The 19,642-nt window shown below is 67.9% G+C and carries 16 protein-coding genes; 8 read left to right on the top strand and 8 right to left on the bottom strand.

Annotation, left to right across the window (positions count from 1 at the left end):
* Window positions 1–36: 36 nt before the first annotated feature.
* Window positions 37–3,924, top strand: a complete 3,888-nt coding sequence (locus ACPXCG_RS11870; protein WP_425792182.1) for a Pls/PosA family non-ribosomal peptide synthetase — start codon at window positions 37–39, stop codon at window positions 3,922–3,924.
* A 76-nt stretch (window positions 3,925–4,000) separates the two neighbouring features.
* Here ACPXCG_RS11870 and ACPXCG_RS11865 read toward each other — a convergent pair whose 3' ends face one another.
* Window positions 4,001–4,426 (bottom strand): DoxX family protein, encoded by a 426-nt coding sequence (locus ACPXCG_RS11865; RefSeq protein ID WP_425792804.1) that lies wholly within the window; start codon window positions 4,424–4,426, stop codon window positions 4,001–4,003.
* A gap of 241 nt (window positions 4,427–4,667) precedes the next feature.
* On the opposite strand from ACPXCG_RS11865, the gene ACPXCG_RS11860 reads away from it, so the two are divergent.
* Window positions 4,668–6,023, top strand: a complete 1,356-nt coding sequence (locus ACPXCG_RS11860; RefSeq protein ID WP_425792181.1) for a M1 family metallopeptidase — start codon at window positions 4,668–4,670, stop codon at window positions 6,021–6,023.
* Window positions 6,024–6,048: 25 nt separating this feature from the next.
* Window positions 6,049–7,329 (top strand): lipopolysaccharide biosynthesis protein, encoded by a 1,281-nt coding sequence (locus tag ACPXCG_RS11855; RefSeq protein ID WP_425792180.1) that lies wholly within the window; start codon window positions 6,049–6,051, stop codon window positions 7,327–7,329.
* On the opposite strand, the gene ACPXCG_RS11850 is transcribed toward ACPXCG_RS11855, so the two are convergent.
* A complete protein-coding gene (locus ACPXCG_RS11850; RefSeq protein WP_425792179.1) occupies window positions 7,272–8,144 on the bottom strand; it encodes a glycosyltransferase family 2 protein in 873 nt (290 codons plus the stop codon). The two genes, ACPXCG_RS11855 and ACPXCG_RS11850, sit on opposite strands and share 58 nt — an antisense overlap.
* A gap of 51 nt (window positions 8,145–8,195) precedes the next feature.
* Here ACPXCG_RS11850 and ACPXCG_RS11845 point away from each other — a divergent pair, with 51 nt between their 5' ends.
* Both ACPXCG_RS11845 and ACPXCG_RS11840 read left to right on the top strand, forming a co-directional pair.
* Window positions 8,196–8,900 carry a glycosyltransferase family 2 protein gene (locus tag ACPXCG_RS11845; protein WP_425792178.1) on the top strand — a complete coding sequence of 235 codons (705 nt, stop codon included), beginning with the start codon at window positions 8,196–8,198 and terminating at the stop codon, window positions 8,898–8,900.
* Between the two features lie 19 nt (window positions 8,901–8,919).
* On the top strand, window positions 8,920–9,261 hold the full coding sequence (locus ACPXCG_RS11840; RefSeq protein WP_425792177.1) for a DUF2304 domain-containing protein: 342 nt from the start codon (window positions 8,920–8,922) through the stop codon (window positions 9,259–9,261).
* A gap of 5 nt (window positions 9,262–9,266) precedes the next feature.
* Here the strand turns inward: ACPXCG_RS11840 and ACPXCG_RS11835 are convergent, their stop codons facing one another.
* The gene (locus ACPXCG_RS11835; protein WP_425792176.1) at window positions 9,267–9,899 is read right to left on the bottom strand and encodes a dTDP-4-dehydrorhamnose 3,5-epimerase family protein; all 633 of its coding nucleotides are present in this window, start codon (window positions 9,897–9,899) and stop codon (window positions 9,267–9,269) included.
* Entirely contained in the window at window positions 9,900–10,775 is an 876-nt protein-coding gene (gene rfbA / locus ACPXCG_RS11830) for a glucose-1-phosphate thymidylyltransferase RfbA (RefSeq protein WP_425792175.1), read from the bottom strand.
* Between the two features lie 54 nt (window positions 10,776–10,829).
* Between rfbA and rfbB the strand changes: the two genes are divergently transcribed.
* Complete coding sequence (gene rfbB / locus ACPXCG_RS11825) at window positions 10,830–11,834, top strand: dTDP-glucose 4,6-dehydratase (protein ID WP_425792174.1); 1,005 nt, start codon at window positions 10,830–10,832, stop codon at window positions 11,832–11,834.
* Between the two features lie 7 nt (window positions 11,835–11,841).
* Here rfbB and ACPXCG_RS11820 read toward each other — a convergent pair whose 3' ends face one another.
* Window positions 11,842–12,738 carry an alpha/beta hydrolase gene (locus ACPXCG_RS11820; protein WP_425792173.1) on the bottom strand — a complete coding sequence of 299 codons (897 nt, stop codon included), beginning with the start codon at window positions 12,736–12,738 and terminating at the stop codon, window positions 11,842–11,844.
* A gap of 84 nt (window positions 12,739–12,822) precedes the next feature.
* On the opposite strand from ACPXCG_RS11820, the gene galE reads away from it, so the two are divergent.
* Window positions 12,823–13,842, top strand: a complete 1,020-nt coding sequence (gene galE / locus ACPXCG_RS11815) for a UDP-glucose 4-epimerase GalE (RefSeq protein WP_425792172.1) — start codon at window positions 12,823–12,825, stop codon at window positions 13,840–13,842.
* Here galE and ACPXCG_RS11810 read toward each other — a convergent pair.
* The 3 genes from ACPXCG_RS11810 to ACPXCG_RS11800 all read right to left on the bottom strand — a co-directional run bounded on the left by ACPXCG_RS11810 (window position 13,827) and on the right by ACPXCG_RS11800 (window position 17,863).
* Window positions 13,827–15,893, bottom strand: coding sequence for a DUF6541 family protein (locus ACPXCG_RS11810; protein ID WP_425792171.1), 2,067 nt, complete (start codon window positions 15,891–15,893; stop codon window positions 13,827–13,829). The two genes, galE and ACPXCG_RS11810, sit on opposite strands and share 16 nt — an antisense overlap.
* 72 nt (window positions 15,894–15,965) lie before the next feature.
* A complete protein-coding gene (locus ACPXCG_RS11805; protein WP_425792170.1) occupies window positions 15,966–17,213 on the bottom strand; it encodes an MFS transporter in 1,248 nt (415 codons plus the stop codon).
* Complete coding sequence (locus ACPXCG_RS11800; protein WP_425792169.1) at window positions 17,210–17,863, bottom strand: GntR family transcriptional regulator; 654 nt, start codon at window positions 17,861–17,863, stop codon at window positions 17,210–17,212. The genes ACPXCG_RS11805 and ACPXCG_RS11800 overlap by 4 nt, the downstream gene beginning before the upstream one ends.
* Window positions 17,864–18,112: 249 nt before the next feature.
* Here ACPXCG_RS11800 and ACPXCG_RS11795 point away from each other — a divergent pair, with 249 nt between their 5' ends.
* Entirely contained in the window at window positions 18,113–19,342 is a 1,230-nt protein-coding gene (locus ACPXCG_RS11795; RefSeq protein ID WP_425792168.1) for an NAD(P)-dependent malic enzyme, read from the top strand.
* Window positions 19,343–19,642: the final 300 nt, after the last annotated feature.

Below are 19,642 nucleotides of genomic sequence, written 5' to 3'. Positions count from 1 at the left end.
CTTGGTCGAGTAAATTTTCCGCTTCGTGTCGAAACAATGGTGCTAACAGTGGTCATACCCCCCCAGTTCCTTCTGTCTTCGCAGGCCAGCGCACCGCGCACGCTTTGTGACGTACTGGATCGGACTGCCCAGACGTATCCGGAGGCACCCGCCATCGACGACGGCGAGCTGTCCCTCACGTACTCGCAGCTCCTCGCCCTCGTCCGGCGCGGCGCCGAGCGCCTCACCGCATCAGGTGTCCGACGTGGCGGGCGTGTCGGAATCCGCATGGCTTCGGGTACCCGGGATCTCTACATCTCAATCCTGTCCACCCTCTACGCGGGTGCGGCCTACGTGCCCGTCGATGCCGACGATCCGGACGAACGTGCGGACCTGGTGTTCGGCGAGGCCCGCGTCGACGCGATCCTCGGCGCGTCGGGAATCCAGGCCCTCGAGGCGCCGGCGGACGCCCGAATCGAGCCGTCGTCACACGAGTCGCGACCCACGGTGGACGACGATGCGTGGGTCATCTTCACCTCGGGCTCCACCGGAACACCCAAGGGTGTCGCAGTGAGCCATCGCAATGCCGCGGCGTTCGTGGATGCCGAGGCGCGCATGTTCCTGGTCGACGAGCCATTGGGTCCCGGTGACCGCGTGCTGGCCGGCCTGTCCGTCGCATTCGACGCGTCGTGCGAGGAGATGTGGCTGGCGTGGCGCAACGGTGCATGCCTCGTCCCGGCGCCCCGGTCACTGGTGCGCAGCGGCATGGACCTCGGGCCGTGGCTCGTACAGCGCGACATCAACGTGGTATCGACGGTTCCGACGCTCGCGTCGCTGTGGCCTCCGGTGGCGCTGGAAGCGGTGCGGTTGTTGATCTTCGGCGGTGAGGCATGCCCACCCGAACTGGCCGAACGGCTCGCCGTCGAGGGCCGCGAGGTGTGGAACACCTACGGGCCCACCGAGGCGACCGTCGTCGCATGTGCCGCCCCCCTCGACGGTGTCGGTCCGGTGCGCATCGGGTTACCGCTCCCCGGCTGGGATCTCGCAGTGGTCGACACCGACGGCCAACCGGTCACCGAGGGCGCGGTCGGCGAACTCGTCATCGGTGGGGTGGGCCTCGCGCGCTACCTCGACCCCGCCAAGGACGCCGAGAAGTACGCTCCCATGCCGTCTCTGGGCTGGGACCGTGCCTACCGCAGCGGCGACCTCGTCCGTCTCGATCCGGCCGGCCTCCTGTTCATGGGACGCGCCGACGATCAGGTCAAGGTCGGTGGCCGTCGAATCGAGCTGGGCGAGATCGACAATGCGCTGCAACAACTCCCGGGGGTCAGCGGTGCCGCCGCGGCGGTCCGGAAGTCGGCGGCGGGCAACAGCCTCCTGGTCGGCTACCTGGTATCCACGCATCCGGACTTCGACGTCGCCGCGGCACATGCCGCGCTGGCCGGACAACTGCCCGCTCCGATGGTCCCGCGGCTCGCGCTGGTCGCCGAGCTGCCGACCCGCACGTCGGGCAAGGTCGACCGAAACGCACTCCCGTGGCCGCTGCCCGGCACCGAGTCGACCGACGACGCGGAGGAACTCAGCGAGACCGAGGAGTGGGTCGCGAGATGCTGGACCGACGTTCTCGGCGTGGTGGTGAACAACCCGCAGGCCGACTTCTTCACCGAGGGCGGCGGATCGCTCGCGGCCGCGCAGCTGGTCACCGCGCTGCGGACCCGCTACCCCGACATCACCGTCGCCGACCTCTACGACCATCCCCGCCTCGGGTCGCTCGCCGAGATGCTCGACGGGCGCAAACCGTCGACCGTCGTCACGCCCCGTGAGGTCACGCCGACCCCGCCGCGGACCGGCCTCGCGCAGATCGCACTGTCGGTGCCGCTGACCACCCTGACCGGCCTGCAGTGGGCGACCTGGCTCGGCGTGGTGAACAACATCGCCGTCGAGGTGGTCGACCGCACCGACCGCTACGTCCCGTGGCTGGTGCACGTGAACTGGTGGGCGCTGCTGGTCGCATTCCTGCTGTTCATCACCCCTCCCGGACGCATGGTGATCGCCGCGACGGGCGCTCGGCTACTCCTCGCCGGGGTCACCCCGGGTAGCTACCCGCGCGGTGGCGGCACCCATCTCCGGCTGTGGGTCGCCGAACGGCTGCTGGAGGCGAGTGGCGCATCGAATCTGTCGGGGGCGCCCTGGATGATCTATCTGGCCCGGGCGCTCGGAGCGAAGATCGGACGCGGCGTCGACATGCACACCATCCCGCCGGTGACCGGTTTCCTCACCATCGGTGAGGGCGCGTCGGTGGAACCGGAGGTCGACCTCACCGGGTGGTGGATCGACGGTGACGTCGTGCACATCGGGGAGATCGTGATCAAGCGTGGCGCATCGGTCGGCGCACGGTCGACGCTGTTACCCGGCGCGGTGGTCGGCCGCGACGCCGAGGTCGCGCCCGGGTCGGCGGTCCGCGGCCGGGTGAAGGCGGGTCAGCACTGGGCGGGCTCGCCCGCGGCAAAAGTCCGCAAGGCCGAACACCCATGGCCGGATCACCGGCCGCCGCGCGGGAGCGCGTGGGTCTCGATCTACGGGGTGTCGTCGTTGCTGCTGGCCGCGATCCCGCTGATCGCACTGGCGGCCGGACTCGCGGTGATGGGTTCGTGGGCCATCCACGCCGACCGGCTGCGCGGCGTCGGACTGCGCTGCCTGATCCTGCTGCCGGCCGCGACCGTGACCAGCCTGCTGGTGTTCGCGGTGATCACCGCCGTGCTCGTCCGGCTGCTGTCGATCGGCCTGACGAAGGGCTATCACCCGGTCCGCTCGCGCGTCGGCTGGCAGGTGTGGATGACCGAGCGCCTCCTCGATGCCGCACGCACCTATCTGTTCCCGCTCTACGCGAGCTTGTTGACGCCGTGGTGGTTCCGGCTCCTCGGCGTCAAGGTCGGTGTGGGCACCGAGATCTCCACTGCACTGGTCCTGCCGAAGTTCACCACCATCGGCGACGGCGCGTTCCTCGCCGACGACACCATGGTGGCGTCCTATGAACTCGGCGGCGGCTGGATGCACATCGACGAGGCGAAGATCGGGAAGAGGTCGTTCCTGGGCAACTCGGGGATGACCGGTCCCGGCCGCAAGGTACCGAAGAACAGTCTCGTCGCGGTGCTCTCGGCCACCCCGGACCGCGCGAAGTCGGGGTCGAGTTGGCTGGGCAGTCCGCCGGTCCGCCTGCGGCGCACGGCGGCCGCCAGCGACACGTCGCGCACGTTCGATCCGTCGACTCGACTCAAGGTCGCGCGTGCCGTGGTCGAGACGTTGCGGATCATCCCGGTGATGGTGTCGTTCGGCCTCGGCCTGTTCATGCTGCTCGGCCTGCAATACATCGCCCAGCACACCCACTACTGGGTGGCCGCCCTCGTGAGCGGGTTGCTGCTGCTGGTGGCCGGCGCGGCCGCATGCTGCATCGCGGCAGCGGCGAAATGGCTGGTCGTCGGCCGTATCCGGGTGTCCGAGCACCCACTCTGGAGCTCCTTCGTCTGGCGCAACGAACTCTCCGACGCCTTCGTCGAGACGGTCGCGGCACCCTGGTTCGCCAACGCCGCCACCGGAACCCCGATCCTCAACCTGTGGCTCCGCATGCTGGGCGCGCGGATCGGCAAGGGCGTCTGGTGTGAGACGTACTGGCTGCCCGAGGCCGACCTCGTGACGCTCGGCGACGGCGCGACCGTGCAACGCGGCTGCGTGGTGCAGACGCATCTCTTCCACGATCGGGTGATGGCCATCGACCGGGTCACGCTCGACGCGGGCTCGACGCTCGGCCCGCACTGCGTGGCGTTGCCTGCGGCCGGGCTCGGCGAGAGCGCGACCGTCGGCCCCGCCTCGCTGGTGATGCGCGGCGATGTGGTCCCGGCACACACCCGCTGGCAGGGTAATCCGATCGCGCCGTGGAGCGGCTAGGGATCTCGATACGGCGCCTCGCTGCGCTCGGTGCCTACTCGATCAACGGGCCAGCCGTATCGAGCTACGGAAAAGATCAGTCGACCACCGCGGCCCGGCGACGACGCCGGAACACATAGTGATCGGCCGCCGCGCTACCCGATTGGGCGAACCCGACCGCGAGGAGGCCGGCGATCAGCGCGAGCGGCAACTCGTAACCACCGTCGGTGCTCCAGAAGCCATGGTCCCAGTGCGCGTACGCGATCGCGCCGATCATGTCCGCGATCAGCAGGATCGACACCAAGGGCAGCAACAGACCCAGGATGAGCAGGATGCCGCCGACGAATTCGACCCAGGTCGCGTACTGCGCTGCGAGGTTGGGAGCCGGGACGCCCATCCCGTCGAAACCCTTCTCCACATTGCTGATTCCGTTGGTGTGGAGCTTCTGCCAGCCGTGCATGATGAAGATGTAGCCGAGAATCAGCCGTGCCAAGAAGAACGTCACACTGCGTACGCCGAACATGATCTCCCTTTCGTCCCGACCCAGGTAACCGGACTTCAGTCCGGTTGTGGATCCCCACCGTCTCACGATCGCCACCGCCGCGTGCACCTCGGGTGCGGCAGGTAACCTAAGTGTCCGCGACGGCTCACCGCCGCCGTGGGACATACGCGCCGCAACTCGCACATCGTGCGGCGCATCCGTCCACCGGATCATCTCAGGTGAACGTGTGCCCGGGGTGCGTATCGATCAGGCAGGAGCGTCAGTGCCGGGTAAGTCGAGCAAGGGTCCGCGACAACCCCTCCTCGGCGCTCCACTCGATGCACTCGACCCATACCTGCCCGACAACGGCAACCTCGGTTATCGGATCTCGCGGTACGACCTCGAACTCGAGTACAAGGTGTCGCCGAACCGCCTGGCCGGCACGGCGACACTCACCGCGACGTCATTCATCCACCTGCGCAGGTTCACCCTCGACCTCGCGTCGTCGATGTCGGTGGCACGCGTGACGATCGACGGCAAGCGCGCCCGCCACAGCCACCGGAACCGGAAGCTGACGATCACTCCCGATACCCCGATCCCACCGGGCGGGGCATTGACCATCGTGATCCGCTATTCCGGATCACCGCGACCCATCCGCGGACCGTGGGGCGAGGTCGGCTGGGAGGAGCTCACCGACGGCGCGCTGTGCGCCAACCAGCCCAACGGGGCGGGGTCGTGGTTTCCCTGCGACGACCATCCCAACGCCAAGGCACCGTACCGATTCTCGATCACCACCGACAGCCCCTACTACGCTCTCGCCAACGGCGTCCTCGAGTCCAAGCGGACGCGCGCCGCGCAGACCACCTGGGTCTATCAGCAGGTGGAACCGATGGCGACGTATCTGGCATCCGTCCAGATCGGGATGTACAAGAAGAAGACACTGGCCACCAAGCCCGTTCCGGTCGAGGCGGTTCTGCCGCATCGGCTGATGCGAAATCTCGACATCGACTTCGGCCGTCAGACCGAGATGGTCGAGGCGTTCGTCGAGATGTTCGGGCCCTACCCGTTTCCCGTCTACACCGTCGTGATCACCGACGACGAGCTCGACATCCCCATCGAGGCCCAGAGCTTCTCGATCTTCGGCGCCAACCACTGCGACGGCAGCCGCCACGCCGAGCGGCTGGTCGCGCACGAGCTGGCCCATCAGTGGTTCGGGAATTCGGTGACGCTGTCGCGGTGGCGCGACATCTGGCTGCACGAGGGATTCGCCTGTTACGCCGAGTGGCTCTGGAGTCAACGGTCCGGCGGCCGGAGTGCCGCCGAGTGGGCGCGGATCTACTACGACAAGCTCGCCGCGCACCCGGTCCGGGCAACGCTCACCGACCCCGGCCCGCGCCACATGTTCGACGACTGGGTCTACAAACGCGGCGCATTGACCCTGCACGCACTGCGCCTGAGCATCGGCGACGGCAATTTCTTCGCGCTCCTGCGCCGCTGGACCGACAAGTACCGGTACGGGTCGGCGACCACCGAGGACTTCATCGCGCTGGCCGCCAACTACTCGACGATGTCGCTCGGACCGCTCTGGGACGAGTGGCTGTTCACCGCCACGCTGCCGGCCTTCCCCGGGCCGTCCTGAAACGGGTCACCTCGGTGGATCACCCATGCCCGACGACGTAGAACAGCAGGCGGTGCGCGGCACCATCGGCCGTGTCACCGTCGCCACGCTCATCGCCGCGGCCTCCGGCTATCTGGTGCTGCTGCTCGCCGCACGTGACCTCGGCGCCGCGGGCTACGCCGTCTTCGCGGTGTTCTGGGCGGCCTACGGCATGGTCACCGGCACGCAGAACGGCCAGCTGCAGGAGACGACCCGTACCGTGCGGGCCGCCCTCGATTCCCGCCACGACCACACGGCCGACGACAACTCGCCCCGCGCCCGCCCCGGGCTGATCAACGCGGCGATCGGGCTCGTCCTGGCGGCCGCCGTCGCCGCGACGTCACCGCTGTGGAGCGGCCACGTCTTCACCGAGGAGCGGTGGCTGTCGGTGCTGCTGCTGTCCGTCGGGGTCGCATCGTTCGCGGTCTATGCACATCTCGCGGGTGCACTTTCGGGGGCACTCGCCTGGGGGCCGTTCGCCGTACTGCTCTCCGTCGATGCGCTCATCCGACTGGTCGGCGCGGTCGTCGCGGTGGCCCTCGACGGCGACGTGACGGCGTTTCTGGTGATCACGGTGATCGGATCGGTGTCGTGGATGGCCGTGCTGCTCACCTCGACGGCGGCCCGGAGTGCGCTCGGTCTGCGCAGCGACGTCGCGCCCGCGCGTTTCACCACCAACACGCTCACCGCGATGGCCGCCGCCGCCGCGAGCGCCGTGCTGGTGATGGGTTTCCCGGTACTGATCAACGCCACCGCCCGCGACGATGCGGACACCGCGACCGTGGGTGCGGTGGTCCTGGCCGTGACGCTCACCAGGGCGCCGCTCCTGGTGCCGCTGAACAGCTTTCAGGGCGTGCTCATCACCCGGTTCGTCGACGGCCGACGACACCTGATGGCCGCACTGCGTGCGCCTGCCGCGGTGGTCGCGGCGATCGGCCTGGTGGGCGCGGCGGCCGCGTGGCTACTCGGTCCGTGGTTGCTGACCAGCGTGTTCGGTGCGGATTTCCAGCTGTCGGGCGCCACGCTGGCCGCGTTCACACTCGGTGCGACCGCGCTCGCTCTCCTGACGGTGAGCGGCGCGGCGGCCATCGCGGTCGGCTCCCACCGCTGGTACGCGGCCGGGTGGTGGGTCGCCACGCTGGCGTCGATCGGACTGCTGCTACTACCGCTCGGCGTCGAGGGCCGGGTCGCCATCGCCCTGATCGGCGGACCGGTGATCGGGATGCTGGTTCACGGTGTCGCGTTCGCCCGGCGCCGCGTGCCCGCGGCCGCGAGCACGCGAGACTGAAAGTGGTTCAGCCGCGACGTCGCATGAAGACGTGCGGCGCGTGCGGCGCGATGCCATCCGAGCTCGGCGCAGCGTCGCGCCTCGGCGGCGAAGAAGGCGTTCTCCTCGGCGAACCGACGCCCGTCGACCGCCTGTAAGGAACTGACCGACGCGTCGTGGCGCCGGTAGCGGAACACCACCGTCGAGTCGTGGACCAGCGAGCCACCGGTCGCGGCCAGATCGACCAGCAGCGCGAGGTCGAGGACGACCTCCAGACCGGGACGGAACCCGACGTCGCGCACCGGCGCGGTGCGCCACAGCAAAGAAGGGAAATAGGTCCAGTTGCCGTGATAAAGGCTGGTGGCCATGGCCTCGCCGCTGCGGACCGTCGCCGCCCCGCCCGCCGCGGCCTTGGGCGTGAGGAACCCCTTGATCCGGTCGCCCAGCGGGCGCACCACGTCGCCGCGGTCGTCGATGACCTCGACCCCGGGGGCCACCACCGCGGCATCGGGATGGTCGCGGGCGAGTGCGCGAACGGTGCCGAGGTAGTCGGGCAGCATCACGTCGTCGCACCCCATCACCACGAAGTGGTCGGCATCGACCAGTTCCACGCAACGACGAAAGTTGCCGTTCACCCCGAGATTGGTCTCGTTGCGCAGGTAGTGGACCCGTGCATCCGCCAGTGACGTCAGCCATTCACGCGGTTCGGGATCTGGGTAACAGTCGTCGATCACCACCAGACGGAGGTCGCCGTCGCGCTGGTCGAGGACGCTGGTGACGGCCTGCCGGAACTGCCCGACGTCGCCGTAGAAGGGCATCATCACGTCGATCGGCACGCGACCAGACTAGTGCCGGGATATGGCCGCACCTCGGCTAGGGTTACCGGCATGGCCTCGGGTTCCACCAGCAACGATGACGTGTGGCTGGTGATACCCGTCTACAACGAGGCCGAGGTGATCCGGAAGGTCGTATCGGACGCCGCGCAGGTCTTCCCCAACATCGTCTGCGTCGACGACGGGAGCACAGACGACTCCGCCGCCGAGATCACCGCGGCCGGCGCGCGCCTGGTGCAGCATCCGGTCAACCTCGGCCAGGGCGCGGCGATCCAGACGGGCGTCGAGTACGCGCGGGTACAGCCGGGTGCGCGCTTCTTCGTCACCTTCGACGCCGACGGGCAGCACCGGGTCGACGACGTGGTCGCGATGATCGAGCGGCTCCGCACCGAACCGGTGGACATCGTGGTGGGTACCCGGTTCGCCGAGGGGCGCAGCGAATCGGTACCGCCGCTGCGCCGAATGGCACTGCGCACCATCGTGTTCCTCAGCCCGCGCACCCGCCGACTCGGACTCACCGACGCCCACAACGGATTACGCGCGTTCAACAAGACCGTCGCCGACCAGCTCGACCTGATGATGGGCGGGATGAGTCACGCATCCGAGTTCGTCGCCCTCATCGATCACTACAAGTGGCGGGTGACCGAACAGCCGGTCACCATCCTCTACACCGAGTACTCGCGCGCGAAGGGGCAGTCCCTGATCAACGGCGTGAACATCGTGGCCGACGGCCTGCTGCACGGCCGCATGCGGCGCTGAGAACGTTGGGAGACAACCGATGATCATCATCCAGATACTCTTGGTGGCCGCCGCCCTCGGGCTGGTGTGGTACTTCATCACCAACCGCGGCAATGCCCGCGCCTCGGCGGGCGTGAAACTCCTCTTCGTGGCGTTCGTGGTGTTCGGGATCTACGCGATGCTGCGCCCCAACGACATCACCGCCGTGGCCGAATGGGTCGGCGTCGGTCGTGGTACCGACCTGGTGTTGTACTGCCTCGTGATCGCCTTCGCCTTCACGACGGTGGCAACCTATCTCCGATTCCGCGAGTTGGAGATCCGCTATGCACGGCTCGCCCGGGCGATCGCGTTGCAGAACGCGGAGAAACAGAACGACGCCTGAGGCGTCTACCCGAGTGGCGGGTCGGTCGCCAACGATCGCAGATAGGCTGTCACGTCGGCGTATTCCGGTAACAGCCCGCTCTCACGGGCGGCCGAGAGGCCCGGTGCGGCCGTGTCCTTCTCGGAGAGTTCGTAGTCGAGCGGCGTGCCGTCGCGGGCAGCCGTCGGCCACTCGATGCCGAGTTCCGGATCGAGCGGGTTGATGCCGTGCTCGGCGCCCGGGTTGTATCCGGTCGAGCAGAGGTAGGTGACGGTGGAACCGTCGGCGAGGGAACAGAAAGCGTGGCCAAGCCCCTCGGACAGGTACACCGCGCGACGGTCCACGTCGTCGAGCAGCACGGTGTCGTAGGTGCCGAAGGTCGGTGACCCGACCCGGATGTCGACGATGACGTCGAGGATGGCCCCGGAGGCGCAGGTGACATATTTGGCCTGCCCGGGCGGGACGTCGGCGAAGTGGACGCCACGCAGCACACCCGCCGCCGACACCGAGAGGTTCACCTGTGCGAGGTCGAGCCGGTGGCCGATGACCTCCTCGAGCAGATCGCCCTTGAACACCTCCGCGAACAGCCCCCGAGCGTCGCCGTGCTGGACAGGCGTGAGTTCCCATGCACCGTCGATGGACAGTGGCCGCACCTTCATTCAGAATCCCTTTCCACGGTCCAGCAGTTCGAGCAGGTAATTGCCGTAACCCGACTTGCGGAGCTCCTCCGCACGCGCACGCAGATCCTCGTCGTCGATGAATCCCCGGCGCCAGGCGATCTCCTCGGGCACGGCGATCTTGAGGCCCTGCCGCTGCTCGACGGTGCGGACGAAGTTGCCCGCGTCCAAGAGCGAGTCGAACGTGCCGGTGTCCAGCCATGCGGTCCCGCGTGGCAGCACCTTCACCGCGAGCTTGCCGCGGTCGAGGTAGTGCGCATTGATGTCGGTGATCTCGTATTCACCACGGGCACTGGGTTTCAGGTTGCGCGCGATCTCGACGACGTCGTTGTCGTAGAAGTACAGTCCGGGCACCGCATAGTTGGAGCGGGGATGGTCGGGTTTCTCCTGCAGGGCGACGGCTCGGCCGCCGTCGTCGAAGTCGACGACGCCGTATGCGCTCGGGTCGGCCACCCAATAGGCGAAAATCGCTCCACCGTCGACGTTCTCGAACCCCTGCAGCTGACTGCCGAGACCTGGTCCGTAAAAGATGTTGTCGCCCAGCACGAGTGCCACCGAGTCGTCGCCGATGTGATCGGCGCCGAGGATGAAGGCCTGAGCGAGTCCGTCGGGCGACGGCTGGGTGACGTAACTGATGGAGATGCCGAACTGCTCACCATTGCCGAGCAACCCGTGGAACGCGTCGCTGTCCTGCGGGGTGGTGATGATGAGGATGTCGCGGATACCGGCCAGCATGAGCGTCGAGAGCGGGTAGTAGATCATCGGCTTGTCGTAGACGGGCACGAGCTGCTTGCTGACGCCCTGCGTGATCGGGTGCAGACGGGTCCCGGTACCCCCGGCGAGAATGATTCCGCGCATGCCCCTCAGACTAGGCGACGGTAGGCTGATCGGCGTCAGCGAAAGGGGTAGTCCATGCGGGTTCTGGTCACCGGGGGTGCCGGTTTCATCGGCGCCAATTTCGTGCTGCGGACCCTCGAGCAGCGCCCCGACGTCGAGATCACGGTGCTCGACAAACTGACCTACGCCGCCAACCCGGCCACCCTGGCGTCGGTCACCGACCGCATCGACCTCGTCCAAGGTGACATCGCCGACGCCGACCTCGTCGACGGCCTGGTGGCGGCCACCGATCTGGTGGTGCATTTCGCCGCCGAATCCCACAACGACAACTCACTCGCCGATCCGTCGGCGTTCGTGCAGACCAACCTGGTCGGCACCTACAGCCTGCTCGAGGCGGTCCGCCGCCACGGCGTGCGATACCACCACATCAGCACCGACGAGGTCTACGGCGATCTCGACCTCGACGATCCGGCCCGTTTCACGGAGGCCACCGCCTACAACCCGTCGAGTCCCTACAGCTCCACCAAGGCCGGCAGCGATCTGCTGGTGCGGGCGTGGGTCCGGTCGTTCGGGCTGGCCGCGACGATCTCCAACTGCTCGAACAACTACGGCCCGTATCAGCACATCGAGAAGTTCATCCCCCGCCAGATCACCAACGTGCTCTCGGGCGTGCGGCCCAAGCTCTACGGCGACGGCCTCAACGTGCGCGACTGGATTCACGTCGACGACCACAACGACGCCGTCTGGACCATCATCGACAAAGGCGAGATCGGTGAGACCTACCTGATCGGCGCCGACGGCGAGGTGAACAACCGCACCGTGGTGGAGACCGTCCTGGAATTGCTCGGACAACCCACCGACGCGTTCGACTTCGTCACCGACCGACCCGGCCACGACCGCCGCTACGCCATCGACTCCACCCGCCTACGCACCGAACTCGGCTGGCGCCCACAGTATGTGGACTTCCGATCCGGACTCGCCGCAACCGTCGCCTGGTATCGCGAACACGCCGACTGGTGGCAACCGGACAAGCGAGCCGTCGAACAGGGTTACGCCGCGACCGAGAAGGTCATCGGCTAGACACGTCCTAGGCGTCCAGCGGCACCACCCGGTCGAGGAAGTCGACCTGATCGGCGACGACCTCCTCGAAAGCGTCCCCGACGTAGATGTCGAAATGCCCTTCCGGGTAACGGATCAACCGCGTGGTCGGACCGCGATGGGCGAAACGCACCGTCGGCCGGGGCGGCGCGACGGTGTCGTCGTCGCACACGCAGACCAGGACCGGGCAGGTGATCTTCTCCAGCGCACGACCTGGATTGTGCAGCGGGATGGCAAGACCCACGCGGGCCGCGACCTCGTTGCGGAACGGATGGCCGTCCGGGACCAGCGAAAGGTACCCGGGGATCACATCCGGCGCCGTCATCAATGCCGCCTGCCCGGCCTCCCCGGCCAGCCCGACCGTCACGGGCGCGCGACGGAGCACCGAGCCCGCCAGATCCGCGATGCCGCGGGCGGTCACCTTCAACGCCGAGACCGGATCGAGAGCCAGCGTCGACGCGATACCGCTGGTGAACGGGCATTGCGCGATGACCGCGGCCACGTCGCCGTCCCGGGCGCCGGCCGCCATCGCATGGCCACCGCCGAACGACGTGCCCCACAGAACCACGCGCCGGCAGTCGACATCGGGGATCGACCGCGCATGGGCGATCGCCGCCGCCCAGTCGGCCAGCTGCCGGCGGATCGAGAGCAACTGTCGGGGCTCACCGTCGCTGTCGCCGAAATGCCGGTAGTCGAACACCAGGCAGGCGTAGCCGGCGTCGGTGAACCGTTCGGCGAAGGCATCGAGTCGCATCTCCTTGACCGCGCCGAGTCCGTGCGCCATCACGATGATCGGTGCAGGCGACGCCGCGTCGGGCAGGTACAACCATCCCCGGCAGAGATCCCCCGCGCCGCCCGACCTGAATTCCACGTCTTGCCGCGACACACGCCGACGGTATCCCGAGACGATGAGGGCGACAACACAGCATCCCCGGAGCGAACGCCCAGGCCGATTGCATACCGTGGACCCATGCGCGTACTCGTCAGCGGCGGCGCCGGCTACATCGGCTCGCACACGGTCATCCGTCTCCTCGAGGCCGGCCACGATGTGGTCGTCGTCGACGACTTCAGCAACGCCAAGCCGACCGTCATCGGCAGACTGGAGGCCCTCACCGGCACATCGGTCCCGGTCCATTCCTTCGACCTGACCGACGTCGACAAGACCGAGCACCTGTTCGCCCACGAGACGATCGACGCGGTCATCCATTTCGCCGGTTTCAAGGCGGTCGGCGAGTCGGTGGCCAAGCCGCTCGACTACTACCAGAACAACCTGGACAGCACGTTCTCGCTGCTACGCGCCATGCGACGACACGATGTGCGGACGCTGGTGTTCTCGTCGTCGGCCACCGTGTACGGCGCCGAACCCCAACTCCCGATGACCGAGGACCTGCCGACGTCGGCGACCAACCCGTACGGCTGGACCAAGGTGATGATCGAGCAGGTACTCACCGACGTCGCCGCGAGCGACGACCGCTGGCGGATCGCCGCGCTGCGCTACTTCAACCCGGTGGGCGCACACGTCAGCGGCGACATCGGTGAGGACCCGAGCGGCATCCCGAACAATCTGATGCCCTTCGTCGCGCAGGTCGCCGTGGGACGTCGGGAGAAGCTGTCGGTGTTCGGCGACGACTACGACACCCCCGACGGCACGGGCGTCCGTGACTACATCCACGTCGAAGATCTCGCCGCCGGGCATGTCGCCGCACTTGATCGCATCAGCACGGGCACCAGCCCGATGTCGATCTGGAACCTCGGTACCGGGCAGGGTGTTTCGGTCCTCGACGTGATCAAGGCCTTCGAGCGCGCGAGCGGCAGGCCGATCCCCTACGAGATCGCACCCCGGCGTGCCGGCGACATCGCCGCGTCCTATGCCGACCCGTCGCGGGCAAACACCGAGCTGGGCTGGTACGCCACCAAGACCATCGACGACATGTGCGCCGACACCTGGCGCTGGCAGTCGAAGAACCCGAACGGTTACCCGGACGCCTGATCGGCGCCCGCGAACACCGAGTCGTTCACGCGATAGATCGTCACGTTGCCCCGGCGGAAGACCGGCGTCAGCCCCGGCGCGCCGTGCTCACGCAACGACAGGAACGGGTCGCCCTGCACACCGTGTTCCGGGTCGGGCACGCCGTTCTGGAACGGCCAGTAGCTGGGCGGACTGTCGATCAGGTAGTGCACGTTCATGTCCCGCACGATCTGATCGACGTGTGGATCGGCACCGATCTGGGAGACACCCCAGTACAGGTCGCGTTGCCGCTGGGAGAAGTCGTTGGCCCGATAGAACGGGAACATGGGCGTGACACCGGTGACCGGGTAGATCCAGCCGGTGCCCTGGTCCAGATTGTTCATGACCAGCGTGTCGCGGACGCCGGGTTGCCGTTCGAGCCAGTGATACGCGACGAGGTCGTCGGGCCCGACGAACTTGCCGTCCCGCTGCTTCGAGGCGATCTGTGCGTCCGACGGATATCGCCAGACCCCGGCGCCGGCGATGACCAGCAACAACACCGCCACCGCGGTCGGCGCCACCCAACGTGCGGATCGTGATCGCGCCTGCGTCGGCTCGGGCGAGACCAGCCGCGACACCAGCTGCGCCGCGCCGAGCGCCATCGCGCCCAATGCGATCCCGGCCACTGCCGCCGACAGCATCGCGACGACGAAGGTCAACCGGTGCGGCGAGTTGTAGAAGTAGCCGCCGATGGCGCCGAGCGGATAGGTCAGCGGGCCGAGGGCGACCACCGAGTTGGCGGTCACCAGAACGAAGACCAGCCACGCGGCGAGTCCGGCCCAGCACCGCATCCACACCAGCACGCCCAGTCCGATCAGCGTGAGGACGATCAGACCCCAGATCGGGTAGTGATCCTGCAGTGGGATGGTGCCGTTGAACGCCGCCTGCCCGAGCGCGTTGAACACGCTGACGGATTCCTCGCGGAAGTCGAAGAAGGGCAATTCGTTGGTGTCGGACACCTTGATCGTCCCGGCCACCACCGGCGCGATGCCCACCAACGTGACCAGTGCGGTCAGCACCAGGGTCGTCAGGTCGGCGAGCCGCCCGTACGCGGGTCGCCACAGTCCCTCACAGAGCCACCACAGCGCGACGATGACGACGGCCAGGATGAGGCCGGACGGATGGGTCGCGGTGACTCCGGCGAGGGCAAGGGCGGCCGGCAGCACCCGCCGCCGATCACGCACCGCACTGATGATCAGGATGGCGGCGATCGGCGCGATCGACACACCCACCGCATTCGGCACGGACGTCAGCTGGATCTCGACGTAGGGCAGCGACGGGAACAGCGCCGACACCGCGGCCGCCGTGCCCGCGAGCACCGCCGATCGGTTCGTGTCGAAGCGATGGCGGGCCAGCCAGTACGCCAGGGAAGCGACCCCGAAGGGCACCGTGATGGCCAGCACCGCAGGCGAATACGTGTTGTAGAGCTCGACCGGGTCGGCACCGGTCAGCGGGAAGAGCACGGCACCGAGGGCATGCCATGTGTTCGGGTAGTAGTTGAAACCGTGGGTGTCATAGTTCATCAACTCACCCATGCGCAGCGCCGAACCGACTCCGGTCTCGTGAATCCACCGCAGCGAACTCGCATGCCACAGGGAGTCCCACACCTGCGAGACATTGCCCAGCCCGGCGAACGCGGTCTTGACGAGCGGCCGGATGCAGGTGATCGCGATGATCGCCCCGCCGATCACGGCACCGCCGACCAGTGGCAGCGTCGCCCGACGGGTCAGCGGTGGGTCGTCGTCGGACGGGTCATCCGGTACCAGACCACGTAGTCGCCGGGTGCCCAGCAGCGCCGCGTACGCCCAGCCGACGAGGAGGGTGACCACCAGTGCCACCAGGGCCGTCACCGCGTTCCATTCGAACCCGATGGCCGAGTAGAGGACGGTGAAGAGGCTGACGATGGCAAAGGTGATCGGCGGGCCGGCCGCGATCGCCACCGGCCACGGCAACGTCATCCGACGTCCGACCAGCGCGCCGGGCACCACCAGCACCAGGGCCGTCACGACGGTGACCCACGCGCCCAGCAACATCGCCCGCAACCTCCCGTGCCTGAAGAATCACGATGAGGTTACCGGTCGGCATCTGAACCGGCTCCGGGCGGATCAGGTCGTCGCGATGTCACGTGCGCGATCGGCGCGGTGACCGAGCCCGACGATCACCAGGCAGACCACCGCCGCCGCCACCCCGACGCCGAACATCATCGGGTAGGTGATCGAGGCGAAGGTCTGCGATGTCCACGCGAGCACGGCGGGCACCGCGAAGCCGAGATAGGTCACGCCGTAGAACACCGCCGTGAGGCCTGCGAGGTTGTCCGGACCGGCGATCCGCTGGACCTCCAGCAGCCCGGAGATCATCGCCATGCCGTACCCGCACCCGAGCACGGCGGCGGCCAGCAGGGAGAGCCAGATCGTCAGCATCGCCGCGGCGGCCGCGGCCAGTGCCATGCCGGCAGCGAGCACGATCAGCGCGAGAACCACGCCACGTACCCCGAGCGGGTCGTCGATGCGGCGGCCGACGGACTGGATGCCAAAACCTGCCGCGAGTCCCAGTACGCAGCACAGCGCGGCAAAGGCGATCGGCGCACCGGAGGTGTGGGCCGTCATCAATGCGGGGATCACCGCATATGCCGACGCGCACGCGCCGAACACCCACGGCGCGACGGGCAGCACCACGAACAGGAACCGGCGGTGCGCGATCCCGGAGATCTTCAGGTCGTCGAGCAGCGGGCCCGGGTGTTCCTGACGGGGGCGGGTCTCAGGGCTGCCCGACAACCACAGCAGGGCCCCGACGGCGACCGCGATGTTGACCGCGTACGGCGTGACCGTCGGCCACGGTCCCCACTGGGCCAGCACACCGGCGAGCCCCGCGCCCACACCGAATCCCGCCGTGAGACTCATGGCCGCCCGGCGTGCGCCTGCCGGCGCACCCGATCCGTCGCGGGCACTGATCTCGGCTATCCAACTGCCGCCGACCGCCATCGACAGACCCAGCGCCACACCGCTGGCCACCCGCCCGACACTCAGCAGCGCGAACGAATGCGGACCGAGCGCCAGCAACACCGAGCCCAGCGCGGCAAAGATCGGTGCAGGCAGCATCAACGGCCGTCGCCCTAATCGGTCCGACAACGGGCCACCGATCACCAGGGCCGGCACGATCCCGAGCACATAGGTGAACAGCAGGCTGTCCACCGCGACGTCGGACAGGCCCCCGTTCTGGCGGTACATCACCAGCAGCGGCGTGAACTCGTTGCCACCCCAGGCGGCGGCGAACACCGAGGCGGAGACGGGCATCCAGCGACCGCTTGCGATCGCAGTAGCGGTCACCGAGCGGTCGATCGCGCCGATGCTCATGATCGGTCTCCCGGCCTGATGTCGTGGACGCCGGCGAGATGCGCGCGCAGGGCCGTCCCGAAGACATCTGCGTCACCCGCCTCGATGGCTGCCAGCAGTTCACCGTGGTCGGACAGGATCCGGGCAGCGACGGCCGTGTCCCGGTGCACGCTCGCGGTGGTCATCCGACGGTGCCGTTCCCCGAGACTGACGAAGAAGTCGGCGAGCAAGGGATTGTCGCCGGCCGTCACGATGAGCTGGTGGAACTCGGCGTCGAGCCGGGAGAACTCGGCGATGTCGGCCGGATCCGCCGCGCGGTGGGCGATGAGATTCTCCGCGAGCCGTCCGGCGAGCGCACCGCGGACGGCGTGATCCCCCACGACCGACCGCACCGCGTGCCCCTCGAGAAGGGTTCGCGCCTCCACCACGTCGCGCGCCTCACGGTCCCCGATGGGCACCACGAGCGCGCCCCGTTTGGGGTAGAGACGCATCCATCCCTCGGCCTCCAGACGGAGGAAGGCCTCCCGGACCGGAGTGCGGCTGACGGCGCATCGAGAGGCCACATCGCCCTCGCTGATGAGCTCACCGCCGACTATCTCGTTTGTGAGAATTTTACCCTTGACCTCGCGATATACCCGCTCAGCAGCCGATTCGGGGTTGGTGCTCAACATAGACACAAGTTGTATCTTATAGAACCGAGCGATCATTCGGGGGGCACCTTGATCCGGTCGTCGACACGGTGGGACACTGAGCGGGTTCCGCGCCCAGTTGTTGCGTTATCCGGACGCGGCGGTCGCGACATCTGATGGGGTACACCCCACCCGATGTGGTTGCGACCGACGAGGTTTTTCGGGCGCCCCGCCGATGTGGCGCCACCGTCTACCCGCCTCATCGACGACGTGGGTTACGCAGGAGGAACAGTGGCCAGCACGGCAGACAACGTCCCGACCGACCGGCAAACCGGAGCGCCATACAACGAGCCGTCGATCGATGATGTGCCCATCACCGACGAAGAGATCTTCATGGCGCACGTCGGCGGCAAACTCTCGGTGGAGTTGCGATCCCCGATCGACACCCAGCGGGATCTGTCGATCGCCTACACGCCAGGCGTGGCACAGGTGTCGCGGGCCATCGACAACGAGGCCCATCTGGTGAACAAGTACACCTGGACCGAGCGGCTCGTCGCGGTGGTCAGCGACGGCACCGCGGTGCTCGGCCTCGGGGACATCGGCCCGCGCGCATCGCTGCCGGTGATGGAGGGCAAATCCGCGCTCTTTCGTACCTTCGCGGGCCTGAACTCGATCCCGATCGTGCTGGACACCAAAGACCCGGACGAGATCGTCGAGACCTTGATCCGCCTGCGTCCGAGCTTCGGCGCGGTCAACCTCGAGGACATCTCCGCGCCGCGCTGCTTCGAGATCGAACGACGCGTCATCGAGGCCCTCGACTGCCCGGTCATGCACGACGACCAGCACGGCACCGCCATCGTGGTACTCGCCGCCCTCAAAGGTGCGATGGCCCAGCAGAACCGCGATCTGCGCGACCTCAAAGTGGTCATCTCCGGCGCCGGCGCCGCGGGCGTGGCGTGTGCGAACATCCTCGACCATGCGGGGGTCACCGATGTCGTGGTGCTCGATTCCAAGGGCATCGTCAGCTTCCACCGTGACGACCTGAACGAGATCAAGCAGGAACTCGCCGAGCGCACCAACCCGCGCAGCCTCGGCGGCGGACCGGCGGAGGCCTTGGCGGGCGCCGATGTCTTCCTCGGCGTCTCGGCGGGCAAGATCGACGAATCGCTGATCGCCTCGATGGCCGACAACGCAATCGTGTTCGCGCTGTCCAACCCGGACCCGGAGATCCATCCCACCGTGGCCGCGAAGCATGCCGCGATCGTCGCGACCGGTCGCAGCGACTTCCCGAATCAGATCAACAACGTGCTCGCCTTCCCGGGCGTGTTCGCGGGAGCTCTCGACGCCGGCGCACGACGCATCACCGAACGCATGAAAATTGCTGCAGCGGAGGCGATCTTCTCGGTCGCCGCGGACGACATCCGCCCGGACCGGATTGTTCCGAGCCCGCTCGATCAGCGGGTCGCGCCGGCCGTCGCGGCCGCGGTCGCCGAGGCCGCGAAGGCCGAGGGCGTCGCCTGATCGAGTGCCCGACCAACCGGTGACGACAATCGTCCCCGTGGACTGCACCCGAGGGGTATTCCCCTCCGACGCCGTTCACGGGGACGATTGTCGTCACACTGGATCCACTCGACGCTCTCGTGCGTCGGAAAGTGTGTGGAACTCGAATCGCGTGTGTACAGCCGAGAAGAACTCAACACGCTGGGAATCACCGACAGCGAGCTTCGTCGTGAAATCCGCAGCGGCCGACTGACGCGACCGAGCCGTGGGTGGTACGCGACCGCCGACACCGATCCCGAGGCGGTCGAGGCGGCCCGCCGA

The sequence above is a fragment of the Gordonia sp. DT218 genome, from assembly GCF_049847105.1.
Taxonomy (GTDB): Bacteria; Actinomycetota; Actinomycetes; order Mycobacteriales; family Mycobacteriaceae; genus Gordonia.
Note: the sequence above shows the minus strand (reverse complement) of the source record. Positions and strands in the feature narration are given on the sequence as shown.